The sequence below is a fragment of the Desulfofarcimen acetoxidans DSM 771 genome, from assembly GCF_000024205.1.
Lineage (GTDB): Bacteria > Bacillota > Desulfotomaculia > Desulfotomaculales > Desulfofarciminaceae > Desulfofarcimen > Desulfofarcimen acetoxidans.
Genome location: NC_013216.1, coordinates 2614882 through 2635502 on the forward strand (window position 1 = coordinate 2614882; position 20621 = coordinate 2635502).

28 protein-coding genes are annotated in these 20621 nt (G+C 36.6%); 1 reads left to right on the top strand and 27 read right to left on the bottom strand.

The genetic code is table 11. The features are described 5' to 3' along the window. Nucleotides 1–5 precede the first annotated feature (5 nt). The 9 genes from DTOX_RS11960 to DTOX_RS25120 form a co-directional block, all read right to left on the bottom strand. Entirely contained in the window at nt 6–2030 is a 2025-nt protein-coding gene (locus tag DTOX_RS11960; RefSeq protein WP_015757951.1) for a sensor histidine kinase, read from the bottom strand. 13 nt (nt 2031–2043) lie between these two features. Beyond that, nucleotides 2044–3351: a DNA cytosine methyltransferase gene (locus tag DTOX_RS11965; protein ID WP_042315759.1), complete on the bottom strand. Its 1308-nt coding sequence runs from the start codon at nt 3349–3351 to the stop codon at nt 2044–2046. A 534-nt stretch (nt 3352–3885) separates the two neighbouring features. Then, on the bottom strand, nt 3886–4872 hold the full coding sequence (locus tag DTOX_RS11970; RefSeq protein ID WP_015757953.1) for a site-specific integrase: 987 nt from the start codon (nt 4870–4872) through the stop codon (nt 3886–3888). Between the two features lie 230 nt (nt 4873–5102). Beyond that, a complete protein-coding gene (locus tag DTOX_RS11975) occupies nt 5103–5807 on the bottom strand; it encodes a hypothetical protein (RefSeq protein WP_042315762.1) in 705 nt (234 codons plus the stop codon). 124 nt (nt 5808–5931) lie between these two features. Continuing rightward, nucleotides 5932–6504, bottom strand: coding sequence for a hypothetical protein (locus tag DTOX_RS11980; RefSeq protein WP_157862931.1), 573 nt, complete (start codon nt 6502–6504; stop codon nt 5932–5934). 126 nt (nt 6505–6630) lie between these two features. Continuing rightward, complete coding sequence (locus DTOX_RS23005) at nt 6631–6774, bottom strand: hypothetical protein (RefSeq protein WP_015757956.1); 144 nt, start codon at nt 6772–6774, stop codon at nt 6631–6633. Between the two features lie 22 nt (nt 6775–6796). Beyond that, nucleotides 6797–7255, bottom strand: a complete 459-nt coding sequence (locus DTOX_RS11985) for a GNAT family N-acetyltransferase (RefSeq protein ID WP_015757957.1) — start codon at nt 7253–7255, stop codon at nt 6797–6799. A 420-nt stretch (nt 7256–7675) separates the two neighbouring features. Continuing rightward, nucleotides 7676–8104, bottom strand: coding sequence for a hypothetical protein (locus tag DTOX_RS25115; protein WP_015757958.1), 429 nt, complete (start codon nt 8102–8104; stop codon nt 7676–7678). A 5-nt stretch (nt 8105–8109) separates the two neighbouring features. Beyond that, nucleotides 8110–8436, bottom strand: a complete 327-nt coding sequence (locus DTOX_RS25120) for an Rpn family recombination-promoting nuclease/putative transposase (protein WP_015757959.1) — start codon at nt 8434–8436, stop codon at nt 8110–8112. Between the two features lie 209 nt (nt 8437–8645). Here DTOX_RS25120 and DTOX_RS23010 point away from each other — a divergent pair, with 209 nt between their 5' ends. Continuing rightward, a complete protein-coding gene (locus DTOX_RS23010; protein ID WP_157862933.1) occupies nt 8646–8960 on the top strand; it encodes a hypothetical protein in 315 nt (104 codons plus the stop codon). A 33-nt stretch (nt 8961–8993) separates the two neighbouring features. Here DTOX_RS23010 and DTOX_RS11995 read toward each other — a convergent pair whose 3' ends face one another. The 18 genes from DTOX_RS11995 to DTOX_RS12080 all read right to left on the bottom strand — a co-directional run bounded on the left by DTOX_RS11995 (nt 8994) and on the right by DTOX_RS12080 (nt 20607). Beyond that, nucleotides 8994–9668 carry a DUF2786 domain-containing protein gene (locus DTOX_RS11995; RefSeq protein ID WP_015757960.1) on the bottom strand — a complete coding sequence of 225 codons (675 nt, stop codon included), beginning with the start codon at nt 9666–9668 and terminating at the stop codon, nt 8994–8996. A 261-nt stretch (nt 9669–9929) separates the two neighbouring features. Continuing rightward, entirely contained in the window at nt 9930–10133 is a 204-nt protein-coding gene (locus DTOX_RS12000) for a hypothetical protein (RefSeq protein WP_015757961.1), read from the bottom strand. A 75-nt stretch (nt 10134–10208) separates the two neighbouring features. Then, nucleotides 10209–10742 carry a DNA cytosine methyltransferase gene (locus tag DTOX_RS12005; protein ID WP_015757962.1) on the bottom strand — a complete coding sequence of 178 codons (534 nt, stop codon included), beginning with the start codon at nt 10740–10742 and terminating at the stop codon, nt 10209–10211. Between the two features lie 82 nt (nt 10743–10824). Beyond that, nucleotides 10825–11064, bottom strand: a complete 240-nt coding sequence (locus tag DTOX_RS12010) for a hypothetical protein (protein WP_015757963.1) — start codon at nt 11062–11064, stop codon at nt 10825–10827. A gap of 78 nt (nt 11065–11142) precedes the next feature. Next, nucleotides 11143–11361 (bottom strand): hypothetical protein, encoded by a 219-nt coding sequence (locus tag DTOX_RS12015; protein ID WP_015757964.1) that lies wholly within the window; start codon nt 11359–11361, stop codon nt 11143–11145. Beyond that, nucleotides 11358–12200 (bottom strand): ArdC family protein, encoded by an 843-nt coding sequence (locus tag DTOX_RS12020; RefSeq protein WP_015757965.1) that lies wholly within the window; start codon nt 12198–12200, stop codon nt 11358–11360. The genes DTOX_RS12015 and DTOX_RS12020 overlap by 4 nt, the downstream gene beginning before the upstream one ends. 249 nt (nt 12201–12449) lie before the next feature. Further along, nucleotides 12450–12920, bottom strand: coding sequence for a DUF5348 domain-containing protein (locus DTOX_RS12025; RefSeq protein ID WP_015757966.1), 471 nt, complete (start codon nt 12918–12920; stop codon nt 12450–12452). Nucleotides 12921–12923: 3 nt separating this feature from the next. Beyond that, nucleotides 12924–13880: a DUF3854 domain-containing protein gene (locus DTOX_RS12030; protein WP_015757967.1), complete on the bottom strand. Its 957-nt coding sequence runs from the start codon at nt 13878–13880 to the stop codon at nt 12924–12926. 149 nt (nt 13881–14029) lie between these two features. Next, on the bottom strand, nt 14030–14284 hold the full coding sequence (locus DTOX_RS12035) for a type II toxin-antitoxin system RelE family toxin (protein ID WP_015757968.1): 255 nt from the start codon (nt 14282–14284) through the stop codon (nt 14030–14032). Further along, the gene (locus DTOX_RS12040) at nt 14281–14541 is read right to left on the bottom strand and encodes a hypothetical protein (RefSeq protein WP_015757969.1); all 261 of its coding nucleotides are present in this window, start codon (nt 14539–14541) and stop codon (nt 14281–14283) included. Before DTOX_RS12040 ends, DTOX_RS12035 begins: the two co-directional genes overlap by 4 nt. A 116-nt stretch (nt 14542–14657) precedes the next feature. Further along, complete coding sequence (locus DTOX_RS12045; protein ID WP_015757970.1) at nt 14658–15179, bottom strand: hypothetical protein; 522 nt, start codon at nt 15177–15179, stop codon at nt 14658–14660. Nucleotides 15180–15226: 47 nt separating this feature from the next. Beyond that, complete coding sequence (locus DTOX_RS12050) at nt 15227–15448, bottom strand: hypothetical protein (protein ID WP_015757971.1); 222 nt, start codon at nt 15446–15448, stop codon at nt 15227–15229. A gap of 74 nt (nt 15449–15522) precedes the next feature. Then, nucleotides 15523–15816, bottom strand: coding sequence for a hypothetical protein (locus DTOX_RS12055; protein ID WP_015757972.1), 294 nt, complete (start codon nt 15814–15816; stop codon nt 15523–15525). A gap of 73 nt (nt 15817–15889) precedes the next feature. After that, nucleotides 15890–16162: a hypothetical protein gene (locus DTOX_RS12060; protein ID WP_015757973.1), complete on the bottom strand. Its 273-nt coding sequence runs from the start codon at nt 16160–16162 to the stop codon at nt 15890–15892. Between the two features lie 6 nt (nt 16163–16168). Next, nucleotides 16169–16510, bottom strand: a complete 342-nt coding sequence (locus DTOX_RS12065; protein WP_157862935.1) for a DUF4258 domain-containing protein — start codon at nt 16508–16510, stop codon at nt 16169–16171. 754 nt (nt 16511–17264) lie between these two features. Beyond that, the gene (locus DTOX_RS12070) at nt 17265–18041 is read right to left on the bottom strand and encodes a hypothetical protein (RefSeq protein WP_015757975.1); all 777 of its coding nucleotides are present in this window, start codon (nt 18039–18041) and stop codon (nt 17265–17267) included. Nucleotides 18042–18112: 71 nt separating this feature from the next. Beyond that, nucleotides 18113–19054 carry a S1 RNA-binding domain protein gene (locus tag DTOX_RS12075; protein ID WP_015757976.1) on the bottom strand — a complete coding sequence of 314 codons (942 nt, stop codon included), beginning with the start codon at nt 19052–19054 and terminating at the stop codon, nt 18113–18115. A gap of 17 nt (nt 19055–19071) precedes the next feature. Then, complete coding sequence (locus tag DTOX_RS12080; RefSeq protein WP_015757977.1) at nt 19072–20607, bottom strand: VirD4-like conjugal transfer protein, CD1115 family; 1536 nt, start codon at nt 20605–20607, stop codon at nt 19072–19074. Nucleotides 20608–20621: the final 14 nt, after the last annotated feature.

Consider the following 20621-nt stretch of genomic DNA (forward strand, 5'->3'; position numbering starts at 1 on the left):
ACCTTCTATCTTTTAAAAGTTATCTGAAATTCTGCACCAGATTCATCAGGTTTTAGCTGTACCAACTGAATCTCTCCACCATTATCTTTTATCAATTCGTCAACTATAGCTAACCCCATACCAAAACCATCAGTCGTTGTATAAAAAGGTATAAACACATGTGCAGCATCTCTTGGTGGTATACCAATTCCATTATCTCTAAAAAATATATTAATACGTGAATCATTATTTATAACCCGAATATGAATAAACTTATCATTCGTATTACACTTATTTAAAGCTTTTTTTGAGTTCGAAATAAGATTTTCAAGTATTACTTTAAAATCACTTGGGTCAAAATAAATGATCAGAGATTCATCACCTTCAACAATACATTCAATACCATTTTCACGAAACTCAGGCATATAATGATTAATAACCCTTTTAATGCTTTTAATTATATTAATATTTATTTTTTCTCTCTTTTTTAAAATTTTTTCCCTTACACTCACAAGAAAATCGCCTATTTCGCTAGCTCTTTCCTTTATGAAATTATGACATTTATTGATTATATATCTTGCATCAGGATTAATATCAATTGTTTTTAAATCATCCTCTGTATTTGAAATCGCTGTTGAAATATTTTGTGCTCGTATAAAAGCTTGGTGAATTATTTTTTGTAGTAAAGTTTCTTTACTAGCGGCTCTTTTGTAAATTTCAATAACCTGTAACTGATTACGTATAATTTTATCTTGCTCAATGGTTTTATCATGTAATTGATTAGATAAATCAACCAATTCATTTGCTTCTGACGGTGCCACAGAAAATAGCTTTTTTGCTATTTCCTTAACTTCTTTTGTAGTCTTAATTATTTCTTCTCGATTACTTCTAGCCTCACTTTTAATATCTTTATTTTTTTTAAAATAAAACTCACTTTCAAGCTTAGTTAGTGCTTCTTTTTTTATAAACTGCTTAAGTTCATCGTAGTCTTTGTTTTCTTCTAAACCTTGCCTGTTAGTAGCATCTATTAATCCCTTATTATGTTCTCTATAAATTTGAATATAACCTATTACTTCGCGGGAACCTAAATTTCTAAAATGACCTTGTGTCTTACGCCTATCTAAACCTAGCCAATCATTAAGATGCTCACCATATGGATATATTTGAAAATTATCACGATAAATCCTTATATTACCAAAATTCACAACATCTATAGAGAATTTGTGTTTAAAAGAAATCTTATCTCCAGTCGTAAATGAGTAGATTAATACATTCACTGGTCCAAAATTATATGTATTATTATAACTACCCTTATCTAACTCAGCTCCATTTCTATATATCCTATAATTAATAATATCAGTATCATTTACAGGTACCTCAACATTAATCCAAATAGAACTTATATCACTTATACTATAAGGTATTAGTTGCTTATTCTTTACCCCATATTCTTGACAATTAAGATATATTGCAAAATCGTCTGTATTCCCAACAGGTGATAATAAACCACTTAATTTTTTTTCCACCCTAACAATATCATCTATTGTCCATGCATCTCTTAGACCACTAATTATCAATGTAAGCCCTTTTAGTTTAGGTTTATCTATGTAACTATAGTCAATTTGTATATCATCAAGTAAATAATTAGTATTTTCAAACAAATTCCAATCAAAAATCATCCTTATAGCTTTTTCCGATTCTTCAACACAAGCTATCATTTCTAATTTATTCCCAAGTCGATCAGCAGAAAACCTTCCAATACCTTTTTCTCCATTTAGCACACGGCCTTTTGAAGTAAATAATTTACCTTGCTTGCTATCAGTACCTATAACCATCCACTTATTTTCAATCTCATTCAAAGACATTCCATCGCCATCATCATCAATCGTCAATGTGTCTTCTAATATATTAAAAGAGACATTAACCTTATCCGCATCAGCATCATATGAATTTTTCACCAATTCAAATAGAGCAGAGTGTTTATTTGTAACTAGACGTCTACCAACAAGATCTTTAACTTTAGAAGAAGCAGAAAAAGAAAAACTTGGCATCAAGATCGTCTCCCTAAATAGAATTTGATGTTTGTCTATCAAATTCACAATAATTACAATTTATTTGTTCAATATATTTAATAAGTACTTGTCCTAGTATTTCAGCAAATAAAGGTGGTACAGCGTTTGCAACCTGTGTATATCTTGGGCATTCTATTTTTCTTCTTTTTCCACCCGTAGTGTAATTGTTTTTGAATTCAAACCAATCTGGAAAGCTTTGCAGACGTGCATATTCACGAACTGTTAAAACTCTTGGCTCATTATAGTGTAATAAATCATCGGGTAAAGATGTTAATGTGGGTGAAGGTTCTAATTCATCCGCTGGAACAATACAATGTTTCTTAGTATCATATCTCATTCTTTCTTCGGAGTTAATCTGAACTCCTTTTTTACATTTACTTAAGATTAGGGAGAATCTCTGAATAATTTCTTGGGTATGATTTACCAATCTATGACTATCAGGTACTCTATTTCCAACGTCTATATCCTCACGCATTAATTTTTGAAAAGCCGATTCGGCTTGTCCTTTTAAACCATGATAAAACCCTTTAGAATCCTGACTAGGAACTTTTCCAAACCTTATACTTTCCAAATCTGAAATAGCATCTTTTATTGAAATTTTCTCCAATGTTAACCCCTTTTCCTTAAGAAAATTATCACGTAGAGATCTTAATTTCTCAAAGGGATTATCTATCACATTTCCAAAAGATTTTATATCAAACCCGATTAAAATAAAACGTGTTCTGGATTGTGGGATTCCATACTCACTAAAATTAACTAATGCAGTAAATACATTATATCCTAATCTTTTAAGTGAATTCTCTATTTTTTGGGAGTACGGTAAAGGTTTTTTACCTGATTTTTTTCTTTTATTCAGTTCATTCTTTTTCTCTTTACCAATTGGTACCGTAATACCCTCAACGTTTTCAAAAAAAATTATTTTGGGACTAAGGCATTTAACCATACCAATATATTTTTTAAATAATTCATTTCTCTCATCATCACTACTACGTTTACCTGCAAATGAATAACCTTGGCATGGTGGTCCACCTGCTATAAGATCAATTTGACCAGAAATTGTTTTTAGCTGCCTCCAGAATCTAACCCTAAACTTGCATATATCATGAGGTTCTTTCGACAACCATTTGGGCCAATTATAATGAACCTTATTTCCATCAATAAGGTTGTATTTTAAAGTTTCAAAAGCCATAGGACTTTTTTCTATTGCAAAAAAACCTTGCCAACCAGCATTCATTAAGCCTAAAGAGATTCCTCCACAGCCAGCAAAAAGGTCAATATAGACAGGCCTTTTTAATTCCACATTGTTTTCCCCTTCCACCAAAACCCTTACAAAAAGTATAGCAAATAAGAGATTTTTACACCAGACAATAAATGTTACTAAATTCATTTGTAGGTGGATTTAGCGTTACTATATGAACAGAGCATTGGCGCCAGTATAGCATAATCAAAAATTAAATTTTCAAAGACACTTGTTCCAAATCTTTGGCATTTGTCCAGTACTCTCAGAGTACGTAAATCAAAGATACTTAGGTGTTTTTGCGTCTTTAAACGGAAAGCCCATAAACGTTTGTGCTTTCCCAAACATTTTTCGGATGACATTAGCTACATTACTTAAATACTACCTTGTTTTTCCAAATTTCTAAACATTTTAAAATATTATATCAAAGAATTCTTAATAAACATGTCAAAGTATATCGAACTAGAAAAATAAAAAACCTCCCCGAAGGAAGATCAAAAAGATTCAATTATTTCTTCTTCCTCTAAATACTGTTTTATTAACAAGAACATTATCTAATTCCTTTAATTTACAACCCATCAGTTCCACCTCCTCACGTTACACAGTTTTCGGTACATATCTAAAAGTAACCTCAATTCTGTTATGCCCTAAGTCCTTTGTCAACTTAAGCCTGGCTAGATTATCAACCGTTTTTGTATAAGGCTTTCTGCACAATTCTTTAGCTTTCTGCTCACTGGTTTGAAATTCTTTTGACAGAGTAAGCCAGTCCTTTTTATTAACCAGTTCGTTAATTCTATGCGTATAGTCGGCATGCCGCTGAACGGCAAATGTTTTTCTCATACCATGTAACCCCCGACCTGTAAACCCGGTTTCTGAAGAAATTCTTTTAATTCTGTTATAAACAGTAGGTTGCTTTAAACCAACGAATATTGAGCTAGTCGGGTTGTCATTGACCAATCGTTCCATAAATTTTTGATACTTCCTATCATAAGCTACAGTACGTGTTTTACCGCCTTTTTCAGTGAGCGTAACAGTACCTTTCACCAAATCAATCCTTTCTGCTTTCACGGCCTTGGAAAAATCCCTAAAAACCTTTGTTCCTTTTACAACTACTCCATTTACAACAACCTTTCCGCCTTTTTTCATTTGCCGGCCAAAGATTGTTTCAGCCCGGCAACCGGTAGCCCTAATAAACAGTAAAGCATCTGCGGCTCGCTTATCCTGCCTGACCATCTCACTAATCAGCCTGTCGGCCTCATGTTCTTTGTAAGCTGGCCCCCGCTGCTCGGTTACATTCTCCCGGCTCCGCTTGGGCTTTTCAAAATCATTAATATTCCATTCTACTTTACCAAAATAATTATTGGTCATATTTTCAAGTTTCTGTAAAGCTGCGCAATACTGATGCACAGTATCAGGCCGGTGCGTCATGGCTATCCTATCTAAAAAATTCTTAATCTCTTCCGGTTTTACACTACAAATCTGAAATTTGCTAGTACCACGCCTCTCAGCCAGATCTTTTGCCCAGCGCATACAAACATCTTTGTAGTCGTCAAAAGTCTTGGAACCGGTGACAGAAGCATCCATCTTCCCCTGATCTCTAAGTTCTGATTTTTTATTACCGAATTTTTACTCATTCCAAATAGCCCATCCACCTGGCGAAATATCGTCTTTACTTTTGCCAAATTAAACACCCTCTATTATTCATTAAAGATTAAAACCCCCAGTTTTACTGGAGGTTTTAATCATAAAACATTGTGTATTTTTCTTCCCATTACGATTGACGAAGTTAAAAACAGAACCACCTGAGTGATTTGCTAATCTGTCTTTAATCGAACGTAAGTTTTTCTATCACCAGGTTTTTTAAATATTTCACACCAATCCGATTCATGCTTTTTCAAAGCATTATATAATCCTATTTTGGGGTTTGAGTAGTAGGTATCAAGTGTATTAGCTAATTCGTCAATACTCATTCCTTCTTCTTTTGGTGTCAGTAAACGTTTTACATGCCTCATCATTAGCTTATACCGACTCATACGGATATCTGCATGTCTTACACCCGAGATATTTAAGGAATGTTCAGGTATAATATGTTGTTCCCACAGTAGGGGTCTAAACCCATTATATGTTTCTGCCCCAATTTTTCTAAATAACCTAGCTGGTGAATATTTATAAACCCTTGAGCAATATGGCCTATCTGACGTTGTATCTATATCAAGATATATAATTCCTATACCATAGTCAATTAATAATTTTCTAACCAATAGAGATATTCTTGTTTTTTGAGGAACAGCAGCGTAGATATAATGAGCTTTATGTCGCCATTCAAATACTTGTTCAAGTAGTTTTATATTCATAGTCAGCTTGGTTTCAATTACTGTAACCAATTTCCCTTTTACGGCAACAATATCCGCAGTTTTGCCGTAACATGGAACTTCCGCATAAACCATGTATCCTTCTTCTTCTAGATACTGTTTTATTGGTAGAAACATATCTGATTCCTTCATTTTTAAACCCATCAATATCACACACCCCTAAACAATAATTCTTCTTGTTTATCTTAGATTATTGATATATGTACAGATATACGGATATTGAGTTTGACATAATAATCCGTATATCCTTTTTGTTAACATACGTAAACTTTTAAAAATAAAAACTTATTTGCTCCCCAATGAAATTTATCCCTCGAAAAGTTTTAGGTAACTCCAAAGAACTTAAGAATTTTATACTTTGAACAACCCTCTCAATTACAGACAAGTCAGTTCTTTTTTCTTGACCATTCCTGGTTAATACCTTTGCCTTGTCTTCCCTGCGGGAATTAAGCCAGGCTGAACTGTCAACCAAATAGAATGGGTAATTCATTAATATTTCTGCTTTGGTAATACCTAATCCATGAAAAGCAATTTTGGGATACCGAAGAAATACTTCCGTTAGAAAGGTCTCCCTGTTTTTTTGATTAACGGTACCACCAATACCAATCACCGGGTATTCCATGACCAATTTATCCAACTCTGCTAAATTAGTGCTCATGTGAAATACCGGTATAGGTGTCAACCCGCATGTTTCCATGTATCGAAGATTTTCCATCGTTTTTCTATGGTTCCCAATTTCATCCTTAACAAAATAATGTTCAATTACGTCTGAGTTTTCTTTAATGAACTGGATATATTCATCCAGATCTATGGGTTTAACATTCTTTCCTTTCTGTATTGCCATCCATTCTGTAAAACTGCCACAGTCAAGTATGCAGCGCAAATTATACCTTTTAAGATACTCCCTCCACGCTTTTCCCTTGCGAATATGCTACCGCGTCAAGTCAATAGCAAAGCTAGGCCTGATTCCTCAAATTTGATTTTTAAATTTGTAATATATCCACGCTACTGCAGCAAAAATTACTATCATTATTTGCCATACATACCAATATTTTAGCATAAAATTATAATTTTGAGCCGTTATCTCCCAACCTTTCTTAAAAAACTCTAACATAATTAATCCTCCTCCTAAATTATTACTTAGTAGTAAGATCCAAACAATAATTTACGTTATAATGCTTAAAACCAGCCTTTTCAAAGGCTCTTCTAGCAGGGTAATTATCATCTCCTGTTTGAATTAAGCAATATGTAACATTGTTTTCTTTAGCTATCTGAATGGCTTCTCTTAGCAAATCTGTGGCAATTCCATTACCACGATACTTCTTTCCTATTACTACCGTTTCTATGTGCACATAACATCCATTCGCATACCCCGGATATGTGTCATTTAAAAAATGTACTGATATACAGCCTAATATCTTTTTATCATTGAAAGCACCTAATATGAAATCTCCTTTTGATAGCATTTTTTCATACGCTATCTTTGCGGATTGTACATATCCCTGTGTAATTTCAATATTTTCTTCCTCACAGTATATCTTTCCGACTTCGAGTATCTCACTTATTTCAACTTTTCTAATTAACCATTCGTCCATAGTCTTAATCCTCCTATAACCTTCATAACCTTGCCGCTACCGCGGCACAATAGTCCATCCACCTGGCGAAATATTGTTTTTACCTTTGCGAAATTATTGCCTTAACCATATCTCAACTTTTGTCTGCATCTATTACAATATTGAAATATATTGGGGTTGTATATATAACAAACGGGACAAAAACCTCCATCAGCGTGTTTATCCGTTGTTTCCTTTGGAATTTGCTTTTCCATTTATCACACCTCCCTTATTTCTTACACTTTTAAAGTCTAGGCTCTAGGCAACACTAATTGAAGCAATTATCCCCCTTGATCCTTAATTTTCGACTTAAATACCCCCCTTTCATTATTAAAATAGCCAAACAAAAAACCTCCACCCTTTTATAAAGGTGGAGGTCGTGGTTAGTTAATATTTTTTCAGTTAATTATTAACCCTTGTAACATTATTTAAAGTTTCTAAAAATTCATCCAAAGTTTTAACTTTAACTGCCTTTCTGAGAAGAATTTTAAGAGTATTTATTTCCCGAATAGAAGCTAAATTATTATAAATATCGGACGGACACAAGCCTATATTTTCCTCTAATGCTTCAATTATAGCCTGCTGTATCCCCTTTTGAAGCCCTCTTTGCTCACCCTGATCAATCCATTTTTCACGAATACCATCAAATAACGGGGAGTTTTCCATTTTATTCACCTCAATATATTTTAGAATTATTTCCCTGGTAAACTTAATCGTTGACAATACCGCCAGTCCGAGATATAGATCCGCCCGTAGACCTTCATCTGGAACTTCATCAACTCTCTGAACGCACTTTGCAAACAGTTCTTCTGGAGCTTCATCGTGCCTCATTAAAACTACCTTTCATCCTTCTTTTTATGCCCTGTAAGGTTTACTATTACAGGGTAAACTGGTTTCTTAAACTCCCGATGCTGCATAGCAGTGTATTCTAAAAGTCGTCGAGGCATTTCCCGGTCTGGCCTAATCTGCATTTCAATAGCCATAAGATATTCATAACCATCTTCACTAACTCGAAAAAGCATATCAGACTCTCGCTTTACCGCTATAGCTTCCTTTTCTACTCGTTGAACGTCTTCTACAGTTATACCTCGCACCATTTCTACAAAATGAGCTGGGTATCTTTCAGCCAACGCTTTTAAAATAAGGTCGTATTCCTGAAACATATTATCACAGCTTTCTGTATTATGGTTTTATTTTACACTAAGTAATACGTTGTTTCAATAAATTAAAATCCGTCCCTCCGCTCGGGGGCAATTCCCGGCTGCCGCCGTGCCTTGCTTAGGGCCTCCGGCCTAAAACCTAGCTTGCCGCTACCGCGTCAAGTCAATAGCAAAGCTAAGGTCAAGACCAGGCGACCCCCGGTCGTTTATTTATGCTTCACCACCTAAATAAACGACCCAGTCGTACCTTAACCATGGCCTTCCTTCCAGTCAGGTATCTAAACCACTGGCTGCGCCAGCGTATGTCAATACATTCGTCACCACCGTGGCCCTCCGAATGTATTATAGTCCCTGTGTGCCCATGCGCCTATGCGCTCTCGACCGGGCAGTGTAGCCGCTCTACCAGGCCGCCTCTGGTCCTGGTCATCGACGTTAAGAAGCTTCACACCGAAGTGGAAATATGCTTCTTTGGGAAAGAAGGTGAGGCTGTTTTTATAAACACCTCCGGCATGGCCGGAGGGTTTTAAACGTATGTGAAAATCGTTCTATTTAATTAATACTTAAACATTTTGAATCATCTTTCTGTTAGCATCAAAGTTATTGCCGTCATAATAACCAGTTATTCTGGCATGATCATTATCTTCTATAGTAATATGTGACTTTTTACTCTTCCTTAAATTAATCTTGTTATACGTTTCTTCTACTAAAGAATCTTTCACCAGAATCAAGGAAAAGCTCTCATTTGACTCAACTTGTTTCTTGAATCTATCTACCAGTCCATCCAGAAAACCAAGAATATATTGATTCTTCACACGTCTTGAGTTAATCTTTATCTCCTCTTTGTGAACTTTAATGTACTGCACAGACAGATATTCAATGACACTTATTGCATAAAGGTAAACTTCTTTGGCCAGCTCTACGTCTTCTTGCAAGCCAACAAATTGAACCTTCGTAACATTGGAGTACCTTTTTATATATGGATAACATCTAAAGTTGTCCCCTATTATTAAAGAAAGGCTTTGCTTCCACCATGTTATTCTATTTACTTCGTAAACTGATTGGTCAACTACTTCTTTATCCTCTTTCGTTTCAAACTGGACATCGGCCATTGATAAGCCATGTTGCAGCATTAATTCCTGAGCCTTCAGCATTGCCGTCTTTGCTTCCTCGGGGTAAGGGCTATTGCTAAGGACTAAAACTTTTTTTATCTTATTAATAACTCTTTCTGTAACCATTTTACTACCTCCCTAAGTAAATACTACTTTTTGTTACGTCTTCTATCCTGTTTTCTTTTGTCATATATGCGGTACACCTGCCCGGCGGCCTGTTATACCAATCACCTCCATAGAAGTTTATTGGCAAGACAGCAGCAACCACTCGGTTCAGTGGAAGCAAAAACTTAATTGATATCACGGCTACTAAATCGGGCCAACCGGCCTAATCTCTTCTTCCCTTCTTTCGAATTAGAGATTAAGCCAATTCAAGCCCCAAGCTTATTAAGCTGTACCTAACGGCATTCCAATTCTTAAATAACAATCGGTACAGTAAAAATAACCCGTTTTGCGATTATACGTACCTTCACGTTCAATAACATATTGTCTTGGTGGAATATCTTCACCTGTTACATGTTTTTGATACTCTAATATTTCCTCTGGTATTTTTTTGCATTTTCTACATTGTACAATTAAGGGTTTTTTCATAATTTATCCACTCCTTTACTCTCCTACATAGGGAGAGTGATTTTCCCTACTGGGTTTGTAAAAGAATTTGTTAACTTACGTTAACGTCAATTCCTTGCTTTCACTAAGCACAGGAGTTACCCAAATCGGTGTATTGCTGAGCTCAAATATTAATTCTAAACCGCGAATTGTAAGGCGGTTTAGTGCTTGGTATTTTTCTGTTTTTGATGTTTTTTCCGGCAATAACCCTGAGAATCCCTTGCAGGGCGGTGACATGAATATTACTGACGGATATATGCCTCTGGTTGCATTCCGTATGTCTTCTGCCGTAGCTTCCTGCCAACCCAATGGAGGTTCGTGACCGTGATAAGCAATATAATCTTTTCTGCTGAAAAGATCAATACAGGCAGCAGGTACACCGGTTATCATTTCAAAATCCTGACAAGCTTCTCGGTCACAGTCAATTCCAACTATGGTTTCAAACTTACCCAGCAACCCCCTGTATTCCACCATTGATTTTTGCATCCCCAAGGCTCCCCCACCAATTCCGGCAAAGAAATGCACTACTGTGTATTTCTTTGTTTTGTCTGGCAGACTAGGAGTCTCAAGATGTCCAATATTATTTATCAATACGTGCTCCCCCCTTTTCTTCCCCCATAACAAGGGAAGAATTTCCCCTGTTACAGGCTTTAAAAAGCAAGGTTGTTTTTTGTTAACTTGCGTTAACATTCTCCTGATACATTTCAAGCAGTGGTGCTGTTATATGAAGTATTTCTTTCTCTATTTCAGCATGGTCATTTCTACGCACTGCATTAAATAAATGTCCAAAATGAGTGCCGATAATTAATGACCACTCCTGGATGCTTCTCCTGATGTTACCATGCTGCAATCGATTAATTTCAGCTTGCAAATCTACTTTTGTAAGAAAACTATTTGTAATCTCTTCAGTCATCATAATTCCTCCAATCTTTTCAGATTAATGTTGTTCGGACATTTATATATTCAAGTACTTTATCTATTCTTAAACCCGTTAATATTTATTAATTTTTACTTCCCGTGCCCATTTGACAAGCTTTTGCCTTGTCTGTTCCACACTTTCTTCAGTCATAACAAACAGTTCACCGCCATGGTGATATTCCATGGCTACCAAATCAGTACAGATACCGTCAGGGAACATCTTAAGGCTCAAGAAATATGGCTGCTCACTGCGTTTTTCATGGCCATGATTGGTTTGAAAATAGCCTTTCATTCTGCCGCCTCACCATCCCGCTCTGATTCTTTGTTACCCAGAATATAGTCAGCTGCTTTCTGTGCTTGTCCAGCCGCCAAAACTACAATTCGAATATCTTTCTTCAACACACAAAGCCAGGATTGAATATAAGCTGCTGAATTCTCTATTGTGTTGTTTTCAATACCTACTGTACCACAAAGCATGGCCGCACCTATCTCAGCTACCAGTTCTTCTTTGCTATATATTTCAGAACCTAAAGCCGCCATTTCTGTGAGTGAGGCACGGTTTAATCTGATTTTGTGACCGGTACTGTGAATGGCTTCATGAAATAAGGTGCTATAATACTCCTCCGGTTTCCGGTATTCATTTATTGCCGGTATACTTATACTGTCTGTCAGAGGACTATAATAGGCTTCACCTGGTGCAAATGTTATCCGTGGTCGTGACTGATAGCTTTCATCAATTATTTTTTCAGCCGCTTCTATTGGATCATGTTCAAAGGTTTCTGTTTCTTTTCTTCGGCTCTTCAGGCCCTCGGTCTGACTAAGTTCAAATACCCGATAGTAGCGAAGAAATGGAATTTTCTCAAGCTGTCCATTTTTTTCTATCTCTATCCATTTCCAAAATACCACTATATGAGATTTTGCCCCCTTCTTAACCTTTCCTCCGGCTTCCTGTACCTGTTTAAAGGTTAAATACTCACCGAAATCAAGAAGCAAGGCGTTTATTCCCCGATAGGGCTTTTGAGTTTTCCAATTTACCGCTCTTGTATCCCGCCATGGCTGCTGCCACGGGATTGTTCCCGCCTCTAGTTTTTTTATTATTTCATCCGTAACCATTTGATATATCGTTGACATATAAAGCAGCAGACCACCAGGCCCACCGCTTCACCTCCTTATTAAAAGTGATTTAGCGGGCCGGTTTGGCCAACTGTATTATTCGATTTATGCTCCCAAATGCTTTGCACAGGCTTTAGCTACTTCATAGGCATAATTCATCTTTTTAGGCGGCTATTGGTACCGCCCATTACCTCCTTCTACTCCCCAGAACAGGGGAGTGATTTTCCCCCGCTGGGTTTGTAAAAGGTGTTAACGTGCGTAAACTTTTTAATTTCTTACTGCAGCTAGCATCCCGATCGTTAGCTTATGGTGTTCTCCGCTTTCATTAAAAAAGTAGTATCCACCGAATTTTTCTGAGTGCTCTACCCTACCAAATTGCCAGCCGTAATCGTCATGGTTCTCGTCTTCGATGAAGACTTCTATTCTATGACCGCAAGTCAATTCATACCCATTTAAGCTATAACGACCTGCGCTGTTTACTACCAGCCGACCCTCTTCTCGTGGTTTAGTCAGTTGCTTGACCCCTTCAATAAATATAGCCAAGTCATCACTGAAATTACCTTCGCACATAGCAATCAACTTTACTAATTCTGCCCTTTCTTCTGCCCTTTCAATACCTTTTGCATTATTCAGATTTGGATATAACAAAGTTATATTTTCAATTTTTGTCTTAACAGCTTCCAATATTACGGTTAGTTCATTAACTTCCTGATTAATCATTTTTTTAATTTTTGTCATTTCCTACACCTCATTTATTTTAATTTCAGTAGAGTTAACTAAGGCTTCATCCAGTCCATTACCAAAGATGTTATTCCAAGATGCCTGTTTTACTTTAATTCCCATGTCAATTAACTCTTTTGTCAGTTCAATAACTGCTCTACCTACCCAAATATTTACTGTTTGATCTCTATCAAATGCTAAAATTACTTCCGGCCTTTTACTTCTTAGTATCTCAAGCACCGGTCTCCATGTTGTGGCACCAATAAGGCCAAGCACTACTGCACCTAAGTATTGAGATGCTATAGCAGCTTTAATTGGACCTTCCGTAATCCATATTCTACGGTCATTTATCCTTTGGGGTATTGCTACATGCACTGGTACCCCACTACATGAACCGGCTTTTTTATTTGAACTGCTAAAGAGCCGGTATTTGCCTTTACTGTCTGGCTGGTCCAGTCTAACCTGTAACGCTTGTATTTTTTTTGTTTTGTCCTTTATTGGGATAATAAATCCTGTTTTCATTTTAAAAGTCCAGTAATAACCACCGTGTCTATTAGGTGCTCTATAGAATCCAGGAATACCGCTAAGCTCAAAACCCTGTTCAATTAACTTTTGACAGATGGTCCAGGGTTTTTCTACTTTAGGTACTGACCGGAATTCAATAATTTGCTCCTCAGCCATACCTCTTCTTTGAAGTTCATTTTTATGCTCAGGTGATAAGGTTAATAATTCAAGAAATGCTTTATAAACCTCATTCCTTACTTCTAACGGTGCTGCTATTACTGCTGTTTCAACTGTTTCTGTATATTGCACAACTGATAACATCGGCTCTGAAAGTTTGTGTAGCCAGCCACCATTTTTAATTGGTTTGTTGCTTTCAACCCTCATGCAAATAGCTATCGTTGAGTTAAATGCGCACCAGTCCGACCTTCCACAAACAGGGCAAAGACGATGGCGGTTAACTCTTACAAATTTCATATAGCCTCTCGCCTCCTGTTTGTTAACTCACGTTAACATTTTTGTTTTTAATCAATTAATATTTTAGAAATAAAAAAGAGAACGGTCAGGGTAATACACCCCTAGTTCGTTCTCTTCTTACTTTTGACTCTATCATATCTATTAGTTAGTTAATTATCATATGCCTCACGTCTATGTTTAACTCGTAAAGCATAAACAGTAATCTCTTCACCGACAATTTTTAATATTACTCTGTAGTCGCCAACACGAAGCCTCCAAAAGTCTTCTTGACCCTTTAATTTTTTTAAATCAGCATTACTTGGGCATTTTACCATTTTATCAAGTGCCTTTATTATCCGCTGATTTGTCTTCTCATCAAGTTTTGATAAATCCTTTTTAGCTCTTTTCGTAATGACAAGTTTCATATTTTATTATTCCTCTTAAACTCTTCCCATGACTCTACACGTCCCTCAGATATATCCTGTAATGCTTCTTTAACAGCAACCATATCTTCTTCTGTTAATGGTTCATCATCATAAACAGGATTAGCCAGTACTTCGGACCACTGTTCATCTATAGACTTTTTTTCAAGCAATTTCTTAAGATATTGTTTTACTTGATTAATTTTATTTTCCGGTAGGTCATCTATCATGCGATGAATTTCTTCTTTCGGTACACTCACGTTTTATTCCTCCCGCTGTCCTGTTGTTACTTGTGAATCTATCATACAGCCATCGTTATGTCAATAGCTGTAAAAATACAATCAGAACACATGACCGTGAGGCAAAAAATACTCACTTAGCTCTTTAAAACAGTAGCCTTTACCGCAAAAATTATTTTAGAACCGTTATCATTTTCCAATAAGCAATATTTTATTTCTACTTGTTTGCCAATAGCATTCAATAGTACTTTACCTGCTCCATTCTTGGCAAAAACAACTTCCTTGCGGTTATCTTTCTCACACCATGCTCTTATTGAGCCCGTTTTGGTTTCCTTAGCTTCCAGAACTGTAACGGTGGCTTTAAGTTCTCTTTGATCTTTACAACCACTTACTTTTCCGTCCTGGTTTTTTTTTATTTCCTGATGCTGTTTCTGTGTTTGCTCTGCCGGCTCAGTTGCCATAAGAGTTACTGGCATACCAACACGACACAAACTACATCCGTTTCCATCCCACATCATGCACTCATCACCATAGCATGCTAAAAATTCTTCTGCTATTGCCTGACCAGTTATTGATTCCCATTCAACCGGCACTCTAATTTTTCTATACGGACATACTTTTCCTATTAACATATATTCGGACACGGGCTTCACCCGCATCCATTCACCTCCTGATGTTTGGATTACGGGGTTTTAGCCCATAAATACTAGCTTGTTATTACTTTAAGATAATCTTCTGCTTTCTTTTCACTGCGGAAATATCCACTTTCACGTGAATTAGGTCCACATTCACAGCAAGTACCAACATAGTATCCAGCTGCAGATTTTAAAACCTGAAGATTCAATTCTACTCCGCATTCTTCGCATACTTCCAAATTATTTTTATTATCTGTCGTCATATCTCGGACACGGGCTTCACCCGCATCCAACTCACCTCCTGTGTTTGGATTTGCGGGCTTTAGCCCGGTTATTAACTTGTATTTACATTTTTACTTTATTAGCCCTAACAATAACCCATGTATCCTTCCCAATAGTAGCCACACTCTGTGCACTCTACAATGCAATAGAACTGGCCATATTCATGATCTGCTTCCCTGGAAACAGTTTTACTGTTTCCGCATTGACAACCTACTAGTTTAACAGATATGGGCTGATAGTTAGCCCGCGTTGTCATTCTACATGGTTCATTCACCGTACTCATGATTTTCTTGCATTTTACACTAATTATTTCCATTTTTATTTTATTAATTATTTTATTAATCATTTGCATTTTTTCGGACACGGGCCGCGCCCGCATCCATTCACCTCCTCGATGTTTGGATTACGGGCTTTAAACCCATTATTACTATTCATTGTTTACGTGAAATGCTTTATGCTAAAGTAGCTGTCATTTCTACCATAGGTGAGAAAATTTCAGTTAAGTTAACTATATATTCCCGTTTCTCATTTTTCATTAATTTGTCTAATATTTCTTCTAATTTCAACTCAATTTGAAAATCGTATGTAGGTTCACCACATGTTTTACAAATGTAAATCGGTATTCCCTTCAGATGAAAAGTCTTATTATTTTCTACAACATTTCTGTCCTCAAATTTCAACTCGGCTGGTTGCCCGCATTCAAGACATCTTATTATTTTTTTCATCCTTTGTCATCCCCTTTTTTTCAAGGTCTTAAAATCCTTCTCCCATATTTCCATGTCTGGTTCATACGCCGTTACAAGCATCAATGCATCGTATCTAATTGCCACAACAATATGCAATGAACGACATTGATTACCGTACCCCAAGATAACTCTTACTGGATCTTCATTATTTCCATATTCTCCAGGTGCATGACCTTGAATTATTTTACCGTTTTGAATAGCATTTTTAATTTCAATTAAGCTTATTCTGCGTGATCTTATCTGCTTCTTGAAATGTTTTGTAAATTGCATATCTAGTTTTCTAATTTCTTTAATTTCATTTTTCCAATTCCTTTTTCCATCATCCACAACCCGAACGCTCCTTTCTTTGCAAAATAAAGCGTCCGGGTAATCCCACAGACGCTGTTTCCAACGCCCGTAGGCAAAAAGCAAAAAAGACACAATAACAGATACTACAACTGCCAAAGTGTCTTATATCTCTAAATCTTAATTTCTCACATAGTTTTTATCCAGAATCTATCCAATAAAGGGCATAACTGGACTGTTAACCCTCTACCTTCACCCTGCGTCGTCGCCACATCAATACCGGGTGTGCGGGCTACACATTTACCGGTGGTTAGGTTTCTACTTTAACTTAGCACCGTGGTGGTGAAAACCCCAAAAACCCTACACGGTGGTTAGGGAAGCTCTGTTCTTTGACCTGGCGTAACCCCTAGCAAATCCCACTCTGCCTTACGCTGCATTTCTGCTCGGTCTGGAACTTACTGCCTGGATGTGGCTTAAAGCCGGGCCAGACTCCCAACTGTCTGCTAAAAGGGTTTTAACTGACAGTTTTCTCGCCGGTATGACCAAACACCGGTTTTAAAAAGTACACCGACACTTTTTTGTGATTAACCTAAACAAACGCAGTTTGCCTAAATTTTTCAACATGCCGGAGGTGGTGAGAATTAAACAAACGCAGTTTGCCAATTAACACCCAGAGACTGCAGTAACGCGGTTACTACATTGGTCAATCTCCTGACATAGCCAGCTTATCACGCAGTGATTAGACTATGCCGTTTATTTAATTTACAAGTATATAATACCAATTTTTTTAATAATGTCAATCCTTAATTTTTAAAAATTTTTTACCACTTATATCGTAGAACGAGTTGTCATTATTATTAAGATCTTTTGCAATATCTCTAACATATTTACTTATATTTAATTTATTTATTGTATCCATATTTACAATAAATACCGTTTTGTTATATTCCTTGAGCTTTGAAATTTTAACTTCTTCAATTAACTCTATTGCGTACAATTTTCCATATTTATCCTTTACGATATAATAATCAACCATTTCATAATGATGTTCAACCTGATATGCAAATAATGATTTTAGATATAGCTTATATTTTTGCTCCAATGACAATGTAAAAGGCAAGCTGTTATATTTTTGTTCCATGTCCTCTAGAGCATATATTCCGCCTGCATCAACCATATACCACAGATAGTCTTTTTCCTCAGTTTTTATTTTGTTCTCAAAGATTAACCCTGTCTTTATACATATTTCTTTTAACTTTTTAAAATGATTAAACTTTATTCCAGTATGCGACACTATCATATCTGTATCGGCTATTAAAAAATTGTTTACACAAGTTAACACAGCTTTATGTTCCTCGGATAATACAAGTGTTTCAAAAAATCCTGCTACATCGTCCTTCGATATATTCCGGCCAACAAGAGGTTCCTCAAAACCTATATTGTATCTACGGCCTTTGGTAGGTTCCTTAATGGATTCTTCTTTAGCTTCTTTTGGTTCCTTAGCTTCTTTTGGTTCTTTGGCTTCTTTAATGATTGACTCTAAAAAGTAATCTGTGTCATAATTACAAATCATGATTCTACTCCCCTTGAACTAATATTAGTAAATCCCCGGACGCTATTTGTCCGAGGATTTAAGGTTGACCGCTATATTTCTTCTGTTTTTTGTTCCAGATTCGGTTGAACCAATGCCAGTTTTCTTTCGCCATCAATATTTTTGCTGGTCGCTATTTGCTGCCAGTAACTACGATTTTCACGATTTTTCTTTCTGCCCCTAACAACCTCCGGATCAAAAAGTGTCAAATAGAGTAATTTTTCTTTTACTTCAATGCTCTTGACTGTACAAACTAATTTATCTCCCAGTTCCGATTCTAACGCTATCGGGTATGAAGCTATGCCAACAACTCCTGGCTTTATTTCCATAAACATGCTGTTTACACCCAAACGCACTATTGTTCCGGTCACCATGTCACCACGATTGTATTGTACATTATCCCATGGGTCAATTAAGGATATGTCAATTTTACCGTTTGCTTTATCTACTGCATTTATCTTAGCTTTAATGTACTGGCCTTCTCTGTAAAGTTCATCTAATCTCATAGATCGAGATACTCTTGCTTCAGTTGGGTTAAAACCGTAAACTAGGCCACCCCCAACATCAATTCCAAGCCATGTTTCGGTTACAAATACAACCTGTGCATCAAACTCTATACCTGCTTCTATCTTTCGTAAGAGCCGGGATTTACTTTCGTCAATCAGTTCTTTTCTTGTACAGGCCACAATTTCATTTTTCCGGTCAATTCCTTTTATCCTGACATTGATTTCTTTGCCAATAAAAAAGTTCATCATTTTTTCATCAGGCAAACCGGTTTCACTGGCAGGAATAAGACCACACACATTTTCTGCATCTAAGAAATCATTAAACGCAATTTCCCAGGTCGCACCTGCAAGGTTTTCGTTTCTTCTGCAAGCAATAACTGTAGCAGTAATTATTGTGTTTCTGTCTCTGGCATCATAAATCATATTCCAATAATCATGCTGTTCAGCATCATTTACGCTTCTTTCCATCGGTAATAATGTCTTAGCCATTTTTTTACCCCCTCGTTTTATTCAGATAATTTTTCATGCCACTCTTCTTCTATAATTTCACCACCACCTTTTCTTGGTACTATTTTCTTACTTGGTACTTCACTTGTACTTTCATCCTTTATGCTTGGCAAGCTTACATCAAAGCTTCTGGACGGTGCAAGTTTTACCATTGGTATTTCACCCAATTGCTTTATTTCTTTCGCCTGGGGCAATTTATCCCAGCCTACCTTTTTCATACGTAGCGGGTAGCACCACTGGACTAATGCTATACACTCTAATGGATGTAAACGAATAATTTCATCCGGTTCCATAAGTGATATTTTTGCTGTCTTTTTAGTTTTTTCAGCAAGTTTGAAGTGATGAACAAGAGGTACGGTTAAATCTTCACTTTCAAATTTCCCCTCAACTGCTACCTTACCAAGTATGCTGGAAAACATCTCAGCTGTTTCCATATCCCCTGGGGCAACTCCCAATAACAGAATGGTTGGGCAGTTAGCCAATATGTTTTTAGCTTCATCCCTACCATACACATCATCCAATTGACTACGACCTTGCAATATAAACTGAATATGGATACCAAGACTACGGGCTGTAGAGATTATTTCTGAAAAGCCTGGTACTTGTCCAATGTTAGCAAACTCATCCAGTAGCATCCTCACCGGTACTGGCAATTTACGGTTATTACGATCAGCCAGTTCATACAGTCTTTTGAACAGAAATAAATAAAACGTGGAGAGTATAGGCTTAAGAACCTTATTTTCACCACGCACAGGTAATACACAAAATAGAGCTGTTTTCTTTTGTCCTACATCACCAAGGTTTATTTCTTGTTCTGACAGTAACGCCGCCAAGGGTTCGGTTGTCAGTATTTTAAGTTTTGCTGATAATCCGGATACAGCATGGTCATAGTTTGCCGAAGCTGATCCGCGCCAGCGTTCATAAATCGTTGCACTGATTTTACCAGTCTGGTAAGCTGTTTTGAATCTAACATCTAGGTCTTCTTTATCCCATGATGTCAGACTCATAACTGCCCTCATGTGTTTCTGCTCTTGTGGAAATTCACCTTTTAACAGTCCGACCAATGCTTCCAAAAGCTGAATTTCTTTTGATACAAAATAACCTGAATCATCTTTTGCAGCATTATTTATAAAGCAAGCTGACATTTCAGATATTTCTGCATCATCCACACTTTCAAGAATGGGATTCCACCGGTTACTAAAAGCAGGATTGGATAAGTTAAAAATTTTCACCTCGTAACCTTTACTTTTCAACCAAGCTGAGGTTATTTCGGCCAGTTCCCCTTTGGGATCTATTATAACTATGGATTGCTCATCTGCAACGGACGAGATTATGTTGTTAATAACAAATGAATATGTTTTACCACTGCCGGTACCGCCAAAGATAGCTGCGTGGCCTGCCAGACTGGGCATACCTTTGGGTGCCTTTCCTGGAATTACTCTAATTATTTTTCCATCTAATTCACCTAAAACAATACCACCGGGATACTTTGTATTAGCTGGGTTTAATACATTAAAAGAAAATATGTTTTTCATTCAGACTTTCTTTC